Origin of the sequence: Acidovorax facilis (genome assembly GCF_023913775.1) — a bacterium.
GTDB classification, from domain to species: Bacteria; Pseudomonadota; Gammaproteobacteria; order Burkholderiales; family Burkholderiaceae_C; genus Acidovorax; species Acidovorax facilis.
On sequence record NZ_JAMXAX010000024.1, the window covers coordinates 26424 to 42015 of the forward strand.

General features: G+C 66.2%; 11 protein-coding genes. 7 read left to right on the plus strand and 4 right to left on the minus strand.

What is annotated here, in order from left to right; translation table 11 throughout:
* Nucleotides 1-19 precede the first annotated feature (19 nt).
* From NFX52_RS10020 to NFX52_RS10030, 3 genes are all read right to left on the minus strand, one after another.
* On the minus strand, nt 20-574 hold the full coding sequence (locus NFX52_RS10020; protein WP_055400905.1) for a class I SAM-dependent methyltransferase: 555 nt from the start codon (nt 572-574) through the stop codon (nt 20-22).
* Nucleotides 575-652: 78 nt separating this feature from the next.
* A complete protein-coding gene (locus NFX52_RS10025; RefSeq protein WP_176886539.1) occupies nt 653-820 on the minus strand; it encodes a hypothetical protein in 168 nt (55 codons plus the stop codon).
* 24 nt (nt 821-844) lie between these two features.
* Nucleotides 845-2062 (minus strand): MFS transporter, encoded by a 1218-nt coding sequence (locus tag NFX52_RS10030; RefSeq protein ID WP_055400907.1) that lies wholly within the window; start codon nt 2060-2062, stop codon nt 845-847.
* A gap of 130 nt (nt 2063-2192) precedes the next feature.
* Between NFX52_RS10030 and NFX52_RS10035 the strand changes: the two genes are divergently transcribed.
* The 5 genes from NFX52_RS10035 (at nt 2193) to NFX52_RS10055 (ending at nt 10656) form a co-directional block, all read left to right on the plus strand.
* Nucleotides 2193-4175: a DNA topoisomerase IV subunit B gene (locus NFX52_RS10035; protein WP_055400909.1), complete on the plus strand. Its 1983-nt coding sequence runs from the start codon at nt 2193-2195 to the stop codon at nt 4173-4175.
* 39 nt (nt 4176-4214) lie between these two features.
* Nucleotides 4215-5048: a lytic transglycosylase domain-containing protein gene (locus NFX52_RS10040; RefSeq protein WP_055400911.1), complete on the plus strand. Its 834-nt coding sequence runs from the start codon at nt 4215-4217 to the stop codon at nt 5046-5048.
* Nucleotides 5045-7402, plus strand: coding sequence for a DNA topoisomerase IV subunit A (gene parC / locus NFX52_RS10045; protein ID WP_055400913.1), 2358 nt, complete (start codon nt 5045-5047; stop codon nt 7400-7402). The genes NFX52_RS10040 and parC overlap by 4 nt, the downstream gene beginning before the upstream one ends.
* Before the next feature lie 4 nt (nt 7403-7406).
* A complete protein-coding gene (locus NFX52_RS10050) occupies nt 7407-8513 on the plus strand; it encodes a DNA glycosylase AlkZ-like family protein (RefSeq protein WP_252635623.1) in 1107 nt (368 codons plus the stop codon).
* Nucleotides 8514-8844: 331 nt separating this feature from the next.
* Complete coding sequence (locus NFX52_RS10055) at nt 8845-10656, plus strand: methyl-accepting chemotaxis protein (RefSeq protein ID WP_055400917.1); 1812 nt, start codon at nt 8845-8847, stop codon at nt 10654-10656.
* Between the two features lie 126 nt (nt 10657-10782).
* Here the strand turns inward: NFX52_RS10055 and NFX52_RS10060 are convergent, their stop codons facing one another.
* Nucleotides 10783-11241: a RidA family protein gene (locus NFX52_RS10060; RefSeq protein WP_055400919.1), complete on the minus strand. Its 459-nt coding sequence runs from the start codon at nt 11239-11241 to the stop codon at nt 10783-10785.
* A 265-nt stretch (nt 11242-11506) separates the two neighbouring features.
* Between NFX52_RS10060 and NFX52_RS10065 the strand changes: the two genes are divergently transcribed.
* Together NFX52_RS10065 and NFX52_RS10070 are read left to right on the plus strand one after the other, a co-directional pair.
* The gene (locus NFX52_RS10065; protein WP_252635624.1) at nt 11507-13987 is read left to right on the plus strand and encodes a DNA internalization-related competence protein ComEC/Rec2; all 2481 of its coding nucleotides are present in this window, start codon (nt 11507-11509) and stop codon (nt 13985-13987) included.
* A 67-nt stretch (nt 13988-14054) separates the two neighbouring features.
* On the plus strand, nt 14055-15590 hold the full coding sequence (locus tag NFX52_RS10070) for a circularly permuted type 2 ATP-grasp protein (RefSeq protein WP_055400921.1): 1536 nt from the start codon (nt 14055-14057) through the stop codon (nt 15588-15590).
* Nucleotides 15591-15592 lie beyond the last annotated feature (2 nt).

The window sequence follows — 15592 nt, forward strand, 5'->3', positions numbered from 1 at the left end:
TAAACGGTAAAAGAGCATTCTAACTAGCCCACATGGGCAGAAGATGTCGTGAGGGTCCCCCAGGCGGCGGGAGTTCCCGCACGGCCGTGATGCGTTGCACGAAACGGTCGGGGTTTTTTTGGAAGCCGTCTTCATAGGCCAGGGTGCGCAGCCCCGTGCAGGCGGTCAGCAGTTCTCCGGGCTGCAGCAGGAATTCCGGCCGGGCCGGGCGGCCTACGGTTTCGTTGCCGTGTGCAAAGGTCTCGTAGATCAGCACACCGCCTGGGGCCACGCTTTCCACCAGGGTGGCCAGCAGGGGCCGCCACAGGTAGTTGGTGACCACCACGGCACCAAACTGGCGGCCTGCAAAGGGCCATGGGCCGCTCTCGATGTCGGCCAGTACCAGTTCACCCAGACCCTCGCAAGCGGCCAGAGCCTCGGCAGAGCGGTCCACCCCCACCACGGAGTTCCCCAGGCCGCGCAGCCAGCGCAGGTGGCGCCCGGCGCCGCAAGCCACGTCGAGCACCGTGCTGCCCGGCGCAATCAGGTGGGACCAGCGGCGGACCCATTCGGATGGAGCTTCGTTACCGTGCATGTGCTATTGAAAATATAGCTATCAGCGCTTGTCCATCAAGCGCTAGCGGCCAAAAACTTGAAAGAGGAAGGCGCGGGCTCAGAAGCACGCCCACATCTGGTCGGCCAGCATCACCATGAAGTCCGGCACCGTGTACATGCCAAACACCGCCAGGCACAGCACCACCGCCGTGATCCAGCCAAGCCAGCGCCATACCCGTGGCACGCTGCTGCCGGGCGGGGTGGTGGATGCGCTGACGGTGGGCATGAGGAAGTTCTTTGCAGGGGATGGTCAGGCAGGTTGGGCTGCGCCGCGCTGGATGGGGCTTTCCCGGACCGGCAGGTTTACCAGCCCGGCAAAAATACCCAGGCCGATGGCGATGTACCAGACGATATCGTAGCTGCCCGTCGCGTCATACAGATAGCCCCCCAGCCACACGCCCAGGAAGCTGCCGATCTGGTGGCTGAAGAACACGAAGCCGCCCAGCATCGACAGATGCTGCACGCCAAAGATTTGCGCGATGGTGGCGTTGGTGGGCGGGATGGTAGACAGCCACAGCGTGCCCATCACCGCCGAGAACACATACACCGACAGCGGCGACAGCGGCACCAGCAGGAACACGCTGATGGCCGCAGCCCGCGCAAAGTAGATAAAAGCCAGGATGAACCGCTTGGGCATGCGCTGGCCCAGTGTGCCGGCCACATAGGTGCCCAGCACATTGAACAGGCCAATCAGCGCCAGCGCATAGCTGGCCACCTGGGGCGACAGGCCGTGGTCCTTGAGGTAGCTGGGCATGTGCACGCCGATGAACACCACCTGGAATCCACAGACGAAGTAGCCCGCCATCAACAGGTTGAAACTGGGGTAGCGGAACGCCTCGCCCAGCGCTTGCAGGATCGTCTGCTCGCGCTTGACCGGGGCCGCTCCCGCGAAGTTGGGCTCGCGCAGCCCAAAGGCCAGCGGCACGATGAGCAGCACCATCAAGGACAGCGCCAGCAGCGCCTGCTGCCAACCCAATCCGGCAATCAGCCAGCCTTCCACCGGCACCATGAGGAACTGGCCGAACGAGCCTGCCGCAGCGGCCACACCCATGGCCCAGGACCGGCGTTCGGGTGCAATCTGGCGCCCCAGCACACCGTAGATCACGGCGTAGGTGGTGCCTGCCTGGGCCGCGCCAATCAGCACGCCCGCCGTCAGCGCAAACAGCGTGGGCGTGGGCGACAGTGCCATGCCCGCCAGGCCCAGGCCGTACAGCACGGCACCGCCCATCAGCACGCGGAACGCGCCAAACCGGTCGGCCACCATGCCCGCAAAAATGCCGATCAGGCCCCAGGACAGGTTCTGGATGGCAATCGCCAGTGCGAACGACTGGCGCGTCCAGCCCATCTCCTGGGTGATGGGCAAGAGCCAGAGCCCGAAGCCGTGGCGGATGCCCATCGACAGTGTCACGATGGCCGCGCCGCAGGCCAGCACCTGGAACATGGACAGTTTGGGAGGATTCGTATGCATGCGCAGGAATGTAGCTAGATTGCGTGAAACGTGCTGATACACGGGGGACCAATACAGTTGGCAGCAGGGGCGAAGGTGGGGCTGGTTTTATATCCAGCTATTACTGCGTTGCCGCACTACAATCCGCCCCATGTCTGCCAAACCGTCTTCTGCATCCGCCAGCGAATATTCCGAAGGCTCGATCCGCGTGCTCAAGGGCCTGGAGCCCGTCAAGCAACGCCCGGGCATGTACACCCGCACCGACAACCCCCTGCACATCGTTCAGGAGGTGCTGGACAACGCGGCCGACGAGGCGCTGGCCGGGCACGGCAAGAAGATCCGCGTCACGCTGCATGCCGACGGCTCGGTCAGCGTGGAGGACGACGGCCGGGGCATTCCGTTTGGCATGCACCCCGAGGAAAACGCCCCGGTGATCGAACTGGTGTTCACCCGGCTGCACGCGGGTGGCAAGTTCGATAAGGGCAAGGGTGGTGCCTACAGCTTCTCGGGCGGCCTGCACGGCGTGGGCGTGAGTGTGACCAACGCACTGGCCACACGGCTGGAGGCAACGAGCTACCGCGAAGGCAAGGCGGCACGCCTGGTGTTCTCGGCCGGTGACGTGATCGAACCCCTGGTGGCCCGACCGCTGGAGGCGGGCGAACGCAAGCAGGGCACCTCGGTCCGAGTGTGGCCCGACGCCAAGTATTTCGAATCGAGCGCGCTGCCCATGAGCGAGCTCACCCACCTGCTGCGCAGCAAGGCTGTGCTGATGCCCGGCGTGACGGTGCAGCTCGTCAACGAGAAGACGCGCGACACGCAAACCTGGCAATACAAAGGCGGCCTGCGCGACTACCTTATGCAGACGCTCAACGGCGACCCGGTGATCCCGCTGTTTGAAGGCGAGGGTTTTGCCGACCGCAACAACGAAAGTTTTGCCGAAGGCGAGGGCGCATCCTGGTGTGTCGCCTTCACCGAAGACGGCCAGCCCGTGCGCGAGAGCTACGTCAACCTGATTCCCACGAGCGCGGGCGGCACGCACGAGAGCGGCCTGCGCGACGGCCTGTTCAATGCAGTCAAGAGCTTCATCGAGCTGCACAGCCTGCTGCCCAAGGGTGTGAAGCTGCTGCCCGAGGACGTGTTTGCGCGCGCCAGCTATGTGCTCAGTGCCAAGGTGCTGGACCCGCAGTTCCAGGGCCAGATCAAGGAGCGCCTGAACTCGCGCGACGCGGTGCGCCTGGTCAGCGGCTTTGTGCGCCCCGCGCTCGAACTCTGGCTCAACCAGCATGTTGAATACGGCAAGAAGCTCGCCGAGCTGGCCATCAAGGCCGCGCAGACGCGCCAGAAGGCGGGCCAGAAGGTCGAAAAACGCAAGGGCTCCGGCGTGGCCGTGCTGCCCGGCAAGCTCACCGACTGTGAAAGCAAGGACATCGCCCACAACGAAGTTTTCCTGGTCGAGGGCGACTCGGCTGGCGGCAGCGCCAAGATGGGCCGCGACAAGGAAAGCCAGGCCATCCTGCCGCTGCGCGGCAAGGTGCTCAACACCTGGGAGGTGGAGCGCGACCGCCTGTTTGCCAACAACGAAATCCACGACATCTCGGTGGCCATCGGCGTGGATCCGCATGGCCCCAACGACACGCCGGATTTGAGCGGCCTGCGCTACGGCAAGGTTTGCATCTTGAGCGACGCCGACGTGGATGGCTCGCACATCCAGGTGCTGCTGCTCACGCTTTTCTTCCGCCACTTCCCCAAGCTCATCGAAACCGGTCACATCTACGTGGCGCGCCCGCCGCTGTTCCGCGTGGATGTACCCGCGCGCGGCAAGAAGCCCGCCGCCAAGATGTATGCGCTGGACGATGGCGAACTGACGGCCATCCTCGACAAGTGCGCCAAGGACGGCGTGCCCAAAGAGAAGTGCCAGATCAGCCGCTTCAAGGGCCTGGGCGAGATGAACGCCGAGCAGCTGTGGGAAACCACGCTCAACCCCGACACCCGCCGCCTGCTGCCCGTGCAACTGGGCGACATGGACTTTGCCGCCACCGAAGGCCTCATCACCAAGCTCATGGGCAAGGGCGAAGCCGCCGCGCGCCGTGAGCTGATGGAGTTGCATGGCGATGCGGTCGAGATCGATATCTGACCGCATCGACGCGCTCCGCCCGGTGTTTGTGATCAAAATATGAATAAAAACAGTGCCCTGCGCTTGTCTGTATTGGGTTTGCTGCTATGTTTTGTGCAGCAAATGGCCCATGCGGACCTGTGGGCGCATGTGGACGAGCGTGGCGTGACGCACTTTGCGGCCGAGCAGGTCGATGCGCGCTACCAGCTGTTTTTTCGCGGCAACGACTTTGACTCCACCCGCGACGCGCCTGCCAATGCGTCGCCCATGCCCTACGCGCTGCCCGCAGCGGGCGCGCGCCTGCTGGCCTTTTTTGACATCGCCCCCGACTACAAACGCGTCAAACACCACCTGCGCGCTGCGTCCGTCAAACACGGTGTGGACTACGAGCTGCTGCAGGCCGTGATCGCGACCGAGTCCGGCTTTGACGCCACCGCCGTGTCGCCCAAGGGCGCCGTGGGCCTGATGCAGGTGATGCCCGCCACCGCCAACCGCTTTGGCGTGAGCAGCGACGCCAAGCGCACGGTGGAACAGAAGCTGGCCGACCCGGCGGTGAATGTGCCCACTGGCACCCGTTACCTGCGCCACCTGCTGGACCTGTTCCCCGGCCGCATGGACCTGGCCGTGGCGGCCTACAACGCCGGTGAAGGTGCGGTACAGCGCGCGGGCAACCAAATCCCCGCGTACAAGGAAACGCAGAGCTATGTGCGCACCGTGCTGGGCCTGTATGCCCAGCTCAAGCCCCCGGCACCCGTGCTGGCACAGCGTGCAGCGCCTGGCCGCGTACGCATGGAGCTCTCGGGCGGTGCCACCAACAGGGGCAACCTGCCGCCCACCCGCGTCGCGCAGACACGCGACCAGAACCTGAATCAAGAACCTGTAGTTAACGAATGAGCGACCAACCGACTTTGGATTTCACCACCGCAGGCGATGACGGGGGCGACTCCCTGGGCCTGGCAGGCTATGCCCAGCGCGCCTACCTTGAATACGCACTGTCGGTCGTCAAGGGCCGCGCGTTGCCCGATGTGTGCGACGGTCTCAAGCCCGTGCAGAGGCGCATCCTGTATTCGATGGACCGCATGGGCCTGGGCTACAGCGGCCCCACGCGCAATACTGCCGCCAAGCCGGTCAAGAGCGCCCGCGTGGTGGGCGATGTGCTGGGCCGCTTCCACCCGCATGGTGACCAGTCGGCCTACGACGCGCTGGTGCGCATGGCGCAGGACTTTGCCCAGCGCTACCCGCTGATCGACGGCCAGGGCAACTTCGGCAGCCGCGATGGCGATGGCGCCGCTGCCATGCGCTACACCGAGGCGCGCCTGTCGCGCATCACCAGCCTGCTGCTCGACGAGATCGACGAAGGCACCGTGGATTTCATGCCCAACTACGACGGCAGCACCGAGGAGCCGCGCCAGTTGCCCGCCCGCCTGCCGTTTGCGTTGCTCAACGGCGCCAGCGGCATCGCCGTGGGCCTGGCCACCGAAATCCCCAGCCACAACCTGCGCGAGATCGCCGACGCCTGCATTGCACTCATCAAGACACCTTCGCTGAGCCAGGACGAGCTGCTGGCCATCGTGCCCGGCCCGGACTACCCCGGCGGTGGCCAGATCATCAGCAGCCCCGGCGACATTGCCGACGCCTACCGCAGCGGCCGGGGTAGCCTCAAGGTGCGCGCACGCTGGAAGATCGAGGAACTGGCGCGTGGCCAGTGGCAACTGGTGGTGAACGAGCTGCCACCGGGCGTGAGCACGCAGCGCGTGCTCGAAGAGATCGAGGAAATCACCAACCCCAAAGTCAAGGCCGGCAAGAAGGCGCTGAGCCAGGACCAGACGCAACTGAAGGCCAGCATGCTGGCCGTGCTGGATGTCGTGCGCGACGAATCCAGCAAAGACGCCCCTGTGCGCCTGGTGTTCGAGCCCAAGACGGGCAAGACCCCGCAGCAGGAGCTGATCACCGCGCTACTGGCGCACACCAGCCTGGAGACCTCGGCCCCGATCAACCTGACGATGGTGGGGCTCGACGGCAAGCCGGTGCAAAAGTCGCTGCGTGTGATGCTGGAAGAGTGGATCGCCTTCCGCCAGACCACGATCACGCGCCGCAGCCAGCACCGGTTGGACAAGGTGCTGGACCGTATTCACATCCTCGAAGGGCGGCAGACCGTGCTGCTCAACATCGACGAGGTGATCGCCATCATCCGTGCGGCCGAGGAGCCCAAGGCCGCGCTGATTGCACGCTTCAACCTCAGCGACCGGCAGGCCGAAGACATCCTCGAAATTCGCCTGCGCCAGCTTGCGCGGCTCGAAGCCATCAAGATCGAGCAGGAGCTGAAAGAGCTGCGCGAAAGCCAGGGCAAGCTCGAAGACATTCTGAACAACCCCGGCTCGCTGCGCCGCACCATGGTCAAGGAGATCGAGGCCGACGCCAAGACCTTTGCCGATGCGCGCCGCACGCTGATCCAGGCCGAGAAAAAGGCTGTGGCCGAAGTGAAGGTGGTGGACGAGCCCGTCACGGTGATCGTCTCGCAAAAAGGCTGGGTGCGCGCTCGCACCGGCCATGGCCACGAGGCTGCCAGTTTTGCCTTCAAGGCGGGCGATGGCCTGTATGGCACGTTTGAATGCCGTACGGTCGATACCTTGCTGGCCTTTGGCAGCAATGGCCGCGTGTACTCGGTGGCGGTGTCGCTGCTGCCCGGCGCACGCGGTGACGGCCAGCCGGTGACCACGCTGATCGAGCTGGAGTCGGGCACACAACTGCTCCACTACTTTGCAGGGCCCGCCAACGCCACGCTGCTGCTGTCCAACTCCGGTGGCTACGGCTTTCTGGCGGCGGTGGAGAACATGGTCTCGCGCCAGAAGGGCGGCAAGGCCTTCCTCACGCTGGGCGAGGGCGAAACCGTGTGTGTGCCTTCGCATGCCGCAGGCAGTACAGGCAGCAAGCCGGTGCTGCCTGCCACGCACGTGGCCTGCGCTTCCACGGGCGGACGCATCCTCACGTTCGAAATTACCGAGTTGAAAACCATGGTCAACGGCGGTCGCGGCCTGATGCTGATCGACCTCGAAGACAAGGACCAGCTGGCGGGAGCCGCAGCCTACACGCGCAGCATTCGCCTGGATGGCATTGGCCGGGGCGGCAAGCAGCGCGACGAGACGCTCGAGATCCGCAGCCTGAACAACGCCCGCGCCGCACGCGGCCGCAAGGGCAAGGCGGCGGACCTGGGCTTCAAGCCCAACGCCGTGACGCGCGTGGAGTAAGGGTGTGGCGTCGCGCTCACCCACGCTGGATGAGCTGCGCCGCTACGCGATTGCGCGCAGCCTGTTCAAACCACAGACCCTGCCCGGTGCGATCCGCACGCTGGGTTTTGTGCAGGCCGATCCGATGCGGGCGCCCGCGCGGGCACAGGACCTGATTTTGCGTTTACGGGTGCGTGACTACCGTGCCGGTGACCTGGAACGCCGCTACGAGCGGCTGGGCATTGAGGAAGACGCTTTCGTCAACTACGGTTTTGTGTCGCGCGAGATGCTGGCGCTGCTGCACCCGCGCACGCCGCGCAGGCCGTGGGACGCAGCCACGACCGAGCGTGCGCGCGAGGTGCTGGCGTTTGTGCGGGAGCGGGGCGCGGTGCATCCACGTGAGGTCAGCGAGGCGTTTGCGCACCATGGCCGCGTGGCAGGCTACTGGGGCGGAGAACTCAACGCGAGCACGCGCCTGCTGGACGCCATGCACCACCACGGCTGGTTGCGCGTGTGCCGCCGCGAATCGGGTACCCGGGTGTATGCGCCGGTGGCGCACCCCGAGCAGGATGCCAGTCCTGCCGCACGCATGGCGCGCGCCGAAGCCCTGGTGGATCGCATCGTGGCGCTGTATGCCCCGTTGCCTGCACCCAGCCTGGGCTACCTGGTCACGCTGCTGCGCTACGGCGCACCGCAGCTGGCTGCCGAGGCGCGCGCGGTGGCCAAGGCCGCACCGTCACGCTACGGCCATGCGGTGGTCGATGGAACCACCTGGTTTTGGCCTGTCGCTGAAAGCCCGGCATCGCGCCGCCACCAGCCGCATAACGGCGTGCGGCTATTGGCACCGTTCGATCCCGTGGTGTGGGACCGACGCCGCTTTGAGATGCTGTGGGGCTGGGCGTACCGGTTCGAGGCCCATGTACCGGCACCCAAGCGCACCATGGGCCACTATGCGTTGCCGGTGCTGTGGGGCGAACAGATGGTGGGCTGGGCCAACCTGCGCGTGGAGCGCGGTCGGCTGCAGCATGCTCTGGGTTTTGTGGCCGGGCGCCCACCACGCGACGCGGGGTTCCGGCGCGCGCTGGGCGACGAACTGGCGCGTTTTGAGGCCTTCCTCGGCTCCGCAGCCTGACAGCCCGCTCACGCACCCGGCACCCCGGGCCTGCGAGTTAGCACCTGTCGCCAGTTTTTTTCAGGGTGTTGCAGCGGGCAACAGGGGCCGCTGGCACCACGCTTTTGTCGACGATGGGCGTACAGATGGCATGCGAATGGGGCATTTGCCCGAGCGACACGACCTGCTGAAACCCCGTGGCCGAACTCTGGCGGCGCAATGACGTGCACCCCGGGAGATGTGCTGGGGCCCATGCAGGCAGGGCAGACCCTGATGTGCAGTGACGGAGTTTGTGCAATCGTGAAAAAGCGTGCAACATCTGTACACAAACACAACGCTTCAGGAGACAACCATGCCCAAGCATCTTCGGATGGCTCACAAGCTCTGGCTGGCGGTGATTTTGATTGTGGTCATGCTGGTGGCGGTGGTGGGCTTTGCGGCCTACCGGTCTGCCAAGGTACAGGCCCATGCTGATGCGGTGAGCAAAGACATGGAGTCGCGCGTGCAGGCGGCACTGCGCTGGTCGGGTCTTACCGAGACCAATGCCGCCAGAACCCAGGCCCTGATCGTCAGCAGCGACCCGGCCGTCGAAGCCGAGTTCAAGGATGTGATTGCGGCCACATCGGCGCAGATCAGCGAAGTGCAAAAGTCGCTGGAATCCATGGCCCTGTCAGAGGCCGACAAGCAGCAGATGGCCAAGATCGCCGCTGCGCGCAAGACCATGATCGACCTGCGCGGCGAGGCCCGCAAACTCAAGAGCGATGGGCAGCAAGAACAGGCGGTGACGCTGATCACCCAGAAGTACAACCCTTCGGTGGCGGCCTACACCACCACGCTGCGTGAGTTCGTTCAGCAGCAGCAGCAAGGTGCCGAGGCCGTTCAGAAGCAGATGGCGGCAGAGCGCATGCTGACGGTCAAGATTGCTGCCGTGGCTGTGGGCCTGCTGCTGCTGGCCATCATTGTGGGTGCCTACTACCTGATCGGCAGCATCCAGCGGCCCCTGGAGCAGGCCAACGGGCTGGCCGAACGCATTGCGGGGGGAGACCTGAGCATGCAGGAATCCGTGACCCGGGGCGACGAGTTTGGCGATCTGCTGCGTTCGCTGTATGCCATGAGCAGCGCCTTGGGCCGCATGGTGCACCAGGTGCGCCAGAGCACCGACAGCATCGCCATCGCCAGCGCCGAGATTGCTACGGGCAACCACGACCTGTCGGCCCGCACCGAGCAGACCTCCAGCAACCTGCAGGAGACGGCGGCCGCCATGGAGCAGTTCACCAGCACCATCCAGCAAAGCGCAGGCAGTGCGCAGCAGGCCAGCAGCCTGGCGGCGGGCGCCACGGGCGTGGCGCGGCGGGGCGGCGAGGTGGTGAACCAGGTGGTGGCCACGATGGAGGACATCAACCACAGCAGCAAGAAGATCGCGGACATCATTGGCGTGATTGATGGCATAGCCTTTCAGACCAACATCCTCGCGCTGAACGCCGCTGTGGAAGCTGCCCGCGCGGGTGAGCAGGGCCGGGGTTTTGCGGTGGTGGCCAGCGAGGTGCGCAGCCTTGCCCAGCGCAGCGCCGAGGCCGCCAAGGAGATCAAGTTGCTCATCAGTGCATCGGTCGAGAAGGTGGAGACGGGCTCGCGCCTGGTGTCGGACGCAGGCACCACCATGACCGACATCGTGCAGTCGGTGCAGCGCGTGACCGACATGATTGGCGAGATCACCGCAGCATCGTCCGAACAGAGTGCGGGGGTGTCGCAAGTCAACAAGGCGATCAGCAACCTCGACCAGATGACGCAGCAGAATGCGGCGCTGGTGGAAGAAAGCGCCGCCGCCGCCCAGAGCCTGCGTGAGCAGGCAGACCACCTGGCGCGCGAGGTGTCCATGTTCAAGGTGAATGCCGCCAGCTATGGGCCCGCGCAGGCGGCCATTGGTGCGGCGCGCGCCACGGCTGCCCAGCGGCCACAGGCACCCGCCGCCACCGCTGTCCCCTCGGCACCCGCACGGCCCGCACCGGGTTCTGGTGCGAAGGCACTCCACGGCCCGCCCGCTGCGGTGGCCAAGGCTCCGGCTGCAGCGGCCGCTGTTTCCAAGGTATCTGCGGCACCTGCACCCGCCAGCCGCAAGCCCGCGGTGGCCCAGGGATCGGAAGAGGACTGGGAGTCTTTCTGACGCTCTGACAACTGGCGGCCATGGTGTCATGGCGGCTGGGAGGGGCGCATCCGTCGCCGCCCTGCGCAGAAAACAAAAAACCCATGGCAGCCATGCCATGGGTTTTTTGGTGAGGGGTGGGGTCTGTCAGGCCAGCTCGGCGATCAGCTCGATTTCCACGCAGGCACCCAGGGGGATCTGCGCCACGCCAAAAGCGCTGCGGGCGTGCACGCCTTTTTCGCCAAAGACCTGGCCCAGCAGTTCGCTGGCGCCGTTGGTCACCAGGTGCTGCTCGGTGAAATCACCCGTGGAATTCACCAGGCTCATGACCTTGACGATGCGCTTGACGCGGTTGAGGTCGCCGCCACAGGCCGCCTGCAGCGTGCCCATGAGGTCAATCGCTACCGAGCGTGCAGCTTCCTTGCCTTCATCGGTGCCAATATCGCGGCCAAACTGCGCGGCCCAGGGCTTGCCGTCCTTGCGTGCGATGTGGCCGGACAGGAACACCAGGTTGCCCGTCTGCACATAGGGCACATAGGCGGCAGCGGGCACCGACACGGGGGGCAGGGTGATGTTGAGTTCTTTCAGCTTGTCGTAAACGCTCATGGTCTTTCCTCGGTTTGGCGTGAAGGTGGATGGCGGGGGCTTGCCGGTGCAGGTGCGCCGGCACGGCCTGCTGGTCAGCGCGGTGGCTTCGCGGTCCGGCGGCACCCGGATGGCCGCGAGTGTTACACAGCCTGGTGTGCAGAATCCAGCGGCCAGCCCTCAGGCATCGCATTAGCATCAGCCCATGCCCGCCATAAGCGCCCCTAATGCCATTCCCTCCGCCCCTGTGGGCCTGGATGGCGCCGTGGCCAGCGAAAGCTCCGCGATGGTCGCCGCCGTTCCCTGGCGCTTGCCTGCGTGGCTGCTGGGGGCCGTATTGGGGGCCGCGCTGCAGCTGCAGCAGCCGGTGTTGTGGCCCGGGGTGGTCTACGGGGCGGTTCTGGTGGCGGCGTGTGTGGTGGGCGGGTGCGCGCGGGCAGCGTCCAGGCGACGCAGATGGGGCGCTCATGCCGCCACCGCGCTGGCGGTGGGCGCCGGAGTGCTGGTGATGTTCGCCCTGTGCGGGCTGCGCGCTGTGGACTATGCGGCCCAGGGCCTCGCGCCCGCGCTGGAGGGCCAGGACATCCGGGTGACCGGCGTGGTGGCGGCCATGCCCCAAACCAACGAGGCTGGCACCCGCATCCGCGTGGACGTGGAGGCCGCGCGCCTGAACGGTGCCCCGGTGACGCTGCCGCCGCGCATCGATGTGGCCTGGTACGGCGGCCCGTTCCGCGATGCGGCCGGAACCTTGGACCTGCAGCGTCCACCGCCCGCCCTGAAAGCCGGCGACCGCTGGGCGTTGACGGTGCGTCTGAAGGCGCCGCACGGGCTGCGCAACCCCCATGGTTTTGACTACGAGTTGTGGATGTGGGAGCAGGGCGTGCAGGCCACAGGCTACGTGCGTGCAGGGCCCAAGGACGAGCCGCCGGAGTTTGTGGCTGCAACCTGGCGGCATCCGGTGGAGCGGGCGCGGCAGTCGGTGCGCGATGCGATCCTGGAGCGCCTGGCGGGCGACCAGGATGGCAGTGACCCGGCCCGCACGCGCGTTGCGGGCGTGGTGGCGGCTTTGGTGACGGGTGACCAGCGCGCCATTGACCGTGCCGATTGGGATGTGTTCCGCGCCACGGGCGTGGCTCACCTCATGAGCATCTCCGGGCTTCACATCACCTTGTTTGCCTGGCTGGCCGCGCTGGTGGTGGGTGCCCTGTGGCGGCGTTCCACCCGGCTGTGCCTGGCGGTGCCCGCGCCCTCCGCAGCACTGGCCGCCGGGGTGGTGCTGGCGGCAGCCTACGCGCTGTTCAGCGGCTGGGGCGTGCCTGCACAGCGCACGGTGATCATGCTGGCGGCCATTGCCGTGCTGCAGCTCAGTGGCCGCCGCTGGCCCTGGCCGCAGGTGTGGCTGTGGGCGTGTGCGGCCGTGGTGGTGGCAGACCCGTGGGCGTTGGCGCAGGCAGGCTTCTGGCTGAGCTTTGTGGCGGTGGGTATTCTGTTTGCTACTAATTCAATAGCTGGTAGCGCTTATCCATCCAGCGCTAGGCACCATTTTTATGCATTGATTCGGGAGCAGTGGGTGGTGACGCTGGCGCTCACGCCCCTGACCCTGCTGTTGTTTGGCCAGGTGTCGGTGGTGGGTTTTGCCGCCAACCTGGTGGCGATTCCCTGGGTCACCCTGGTGGTCACCCCGCTGGCGTTGGGCGGCGTGCTGTGGGCGCCCTTGTGGAGCCTGGCCGCCCTCAGTTTGCAGCCGCTGGCAGCTCTGCTGCAATGGCTGGCGTTGTGGCCCTGGGCCGTGGTCTTCCTGCCTGCCGCGCCGTTGTGGGCGGGCATGCTGGCCGTGGCCGGAGGCGCGCTGCTGGCCACGCGCCTGCCCTGGCGGCTGCGGCTGCTGGCATTTCCCCTCCTGTGGCCCGCGCTGTGGTGGCAGCCGGTGCGCCCCGCGGCAGGGCAGTTTGAACTGCTGGCCGCAGACATCGGCCAGGGCAATGCGGTGCTGGTGCGCACCGCCACCCACACGCTGCTGTACGACGCAGGGCCGCGTTTCAGCCGCGAGAGCGACGCGGGCCACCGTGTGCTGGTGCCGCTGCTGCGGGCACTGGGGGAGCGCGTGGACACCCTCATGCTCAGCCACCGCGATGCAGACCACACCGGCGGTGCGGCCGCGGTGCTGGCGCAGCAGCCGCATGCGGAGCTGGTGGGCTCGATCGAGGCAGAGAACACCTTGCAGGCCTTGCGCCCAGTCCAGCCCTGCCTGGCGGGCCAGCGCTGGGAATGGGATGGTGTGGCTTTCGAAGTGCTGCACCCACAGTCGGACGACGCGGCGGTGCGCAGCGTGCGCCCCAATGCGCTGAGCTGTGTGCTGCGCATCACCTCCGCCGGGCCGCAGGGCGTGTCGGCCTTGCTGGTGGGCGACATCGAAGCCCCGCAGGAACAGGCCCTGCTGGCGCGCGGTGCGGCGCTCCAGGCCGACCTGCTGCTGGTGCCCCACCACGGCAGCAAGACATCATCGTCCCCGGCGTTTCTGGATGCCGTCCAGCCGCGCACTGCTTTGGTGCAAGCCGGGTACCGCAATCGCTTTGGCCATCCAGCCCCGCAGGTGTTGCAGCGCTATCGCCTTCGCGACATCGAAGTGGTGGAGTCTTCGCGCTGTGGCGCCGCGACCTGGGCCTCTGCCAAACCCGCAGCAATAGGGTGTGAACGCGATGCGGGCCGACGCTACTGGCAGCACCAGATGGTGCCCCGGGCGGACTCAGCAGGCGCGATGCCGTAGTGCCACCAGGGGCCGTTTGCAGAGTGTGGGCGCGCAACTTGCTATCCTGTCTTCAGGAGGCCAGTTCATGCAGAAATTTGACGAGATGTACGCCATGCTGCCTTTTGATGGCAGCGATGTGCGGGAACACTACAAGCGCTACGCGCAGTGGTTGAGCAAACAGCCCCCTGATGTGATGCAGGCCCGCAGGGCCGAAGCCGAGATGATCTTCCGGCGCGTGGGCATTACCTTCGCCGTTTACGGCGCAAAGGACGAGGGCGGGGCGGGCAACGAGCGGTTGATTCCGTTTGACCTGATTCCGCGCATCATTCCGGCCCATGAGTGGAGCAGCATGCAGCAGGGGCTGGTGCAGCGGGTCACGGCGCTCAATCGCTTCATCCACGACGTGTACCACGGCCAGGACATCATCCGCGCCGGCATCGTGCCCGCCGACCTCATCCTCAACAACGCGCAGTACCGGCCCGAGATGGCCGGGTTGCATGTGCCGCAGAACATCTACGCGCACATTGCCGGCATCGACATCGTGCGCGCGCCCAACGCGCAGGGCGAGGGCGAGTACTACGTGCTGGAAGACAACCTGCGCGTGCCCAGCGGCGTGAGCTACATGCTGGAAAACCGCAAGATGATGATGCGGCTCTTCCCCGAGCTGTTCAGCCTGCACAAGGTGGCGCCCGTGGCCCACTACCCCGACATGCTGCTCGAAACCCTGCGCGCCAGCGCGCCCGCAGCGGCCGACGAGCCCACGGTGGTGGTGCTCACCCCCGGCATGCACAACAGCGCGTACTTCGAACATGCCTTCCTCGCGCAGCAGATGGGCGTGGAGCTGGTCGAAGGGCAGGACCTCGTCGTCAAGGACAAGTTCGTCTACATGCGCACCACGCGCGGCCTGCAGCGGGTGGACGTGATCTACCGCCGGGTGGACGACGACTTCCTCGATCCGCAGGTCTTCCGCCGCAACTCCACGCTGGGCTGCCACGGTCTCATGGAGGCCTACCGCGCAGGCAACGTGGGCATCTGCAACGCCGTGGGAACGGGCGTGGCCGACGACAAGTCGGTGTACCCCTACGTGCCCGAGATGATCCGCTTCTACCTGGGGCAGGAGCCCATCCTCAAGAACGTGCCCACGTGGATGTGCCGCAAGCAGGAGGATCTGCAGCATGTGCTGGCCAACCTGAAGGACCTGGTCGTGAAGGAAGTGCACGGTGCCGGTGGCTACGGCATGCTGATCGGCCCGGCCGCCACGCAGGCCGAGATCGAGGACTTCCGCCGTGCGCTGCTGGCCAACCCGGCGGGCTACATCGCCCAGCCCACGCTCAGCCTGTCGAGCTGCCCGACCTATGTGGAAAGCGGCATCGCCCCGCGCCACATCGACCTGCGCCCCTTCGTGCTCAGCGGTCGCGAGGTGCAGATGGCCGCAGGGGGCCTCACGCGCGTGGCACTGCAAGAGGGCTCGCTGGTGGTGAATTCGTCGCAGGGCGGCGGCACCAAGGACACCTGGGTGCTGGGCGAGGGTGCGCCTGCCGCGCAACCCAAGGCCGTGCAATCCCAGTCGCAATCGCAATCCCAGGGCCAGTCGCAAAGTCAATCGCAAGGGAGCCTCTGAAC

What these genes read in the sequence shown, in the direction of transcription:
- NFX52_RS10070 (WP_055400921.1), top strand. Translation starts at nt 14,055, where the DNA reads ATGCAGAAATTTGACGAGATGTACGCCATGCTGCCTTTTGATGGCAGC.
- NFX52_RS10030 (WP_055400907.1), bottom strand. Translation starts at nt 2,062, where the DNA reads ATGCATACGAATCCTCCCAAACTGTCCATGTTCCAGGTGCTGGCCTGC.
- NFX52_RS10025 (WP_176886539.1), bottom strand. Translation starts at nt 820, where the DNA reads ATGCCCACCGTCAGCGCATCCACCACCCCGCCCGGCAGCAGCGTGCCA.
- NFX52_RS10060 (WP_055400919.1), bottom strand. Translation starts at nt 11,241, where the DNA reads ATGAGCGTTTACGACAAGCTGAAAGAACTCAACATCACCCTGCCCCCC.
- NFX52_RS10040 (WP_055400911.1), top strand. Translation starts at nt 4,215, where the DNA reads ATGAATAAAAACAGTGCCCTGCGCTTGTCTGTATTGGGTTTGCTGCTA.
- NFX52_RS10035 (WP_055400909.1), top strand. Translation starts at nt 2,193, where the DNA reads ATGTCTGCCAAACCGTCTTCTGCATCCGCCAGCGAATATTCCGAAGGC.
- NFX52_RS10065 (WP_252635624.1), top strand. Translation starts at nt 11,507, where the DNA reads ATGGTCGCCGCCGTTCCCTGGCGCTTGCCTGCGTGGCTGCTGGGGGCC.
- NFX52_RS10055 (WP_055400917.1), top strand. Translation starts at nt 8,845, where the DNA reads ATGCCCAAGCATCTTCGGATGGCTCACAAGCTCTGGCTGGCGGTGATT.
- NFX52_RS10020 (WP_055400905.1), bottom strand. Translation starts at nt 574, where the DNA reads ATGCACGGTAACGAAGCTCCATCCGAATGGGTCCGCCGCTGGTCCCAC.
- parC (WP_055400913.1), top strand. Translation starts at nt 5,045, where the DNA reads ATGAGCGACCAACCGACTTTGGATTTCACCACCGCAGGCGATGACGGG.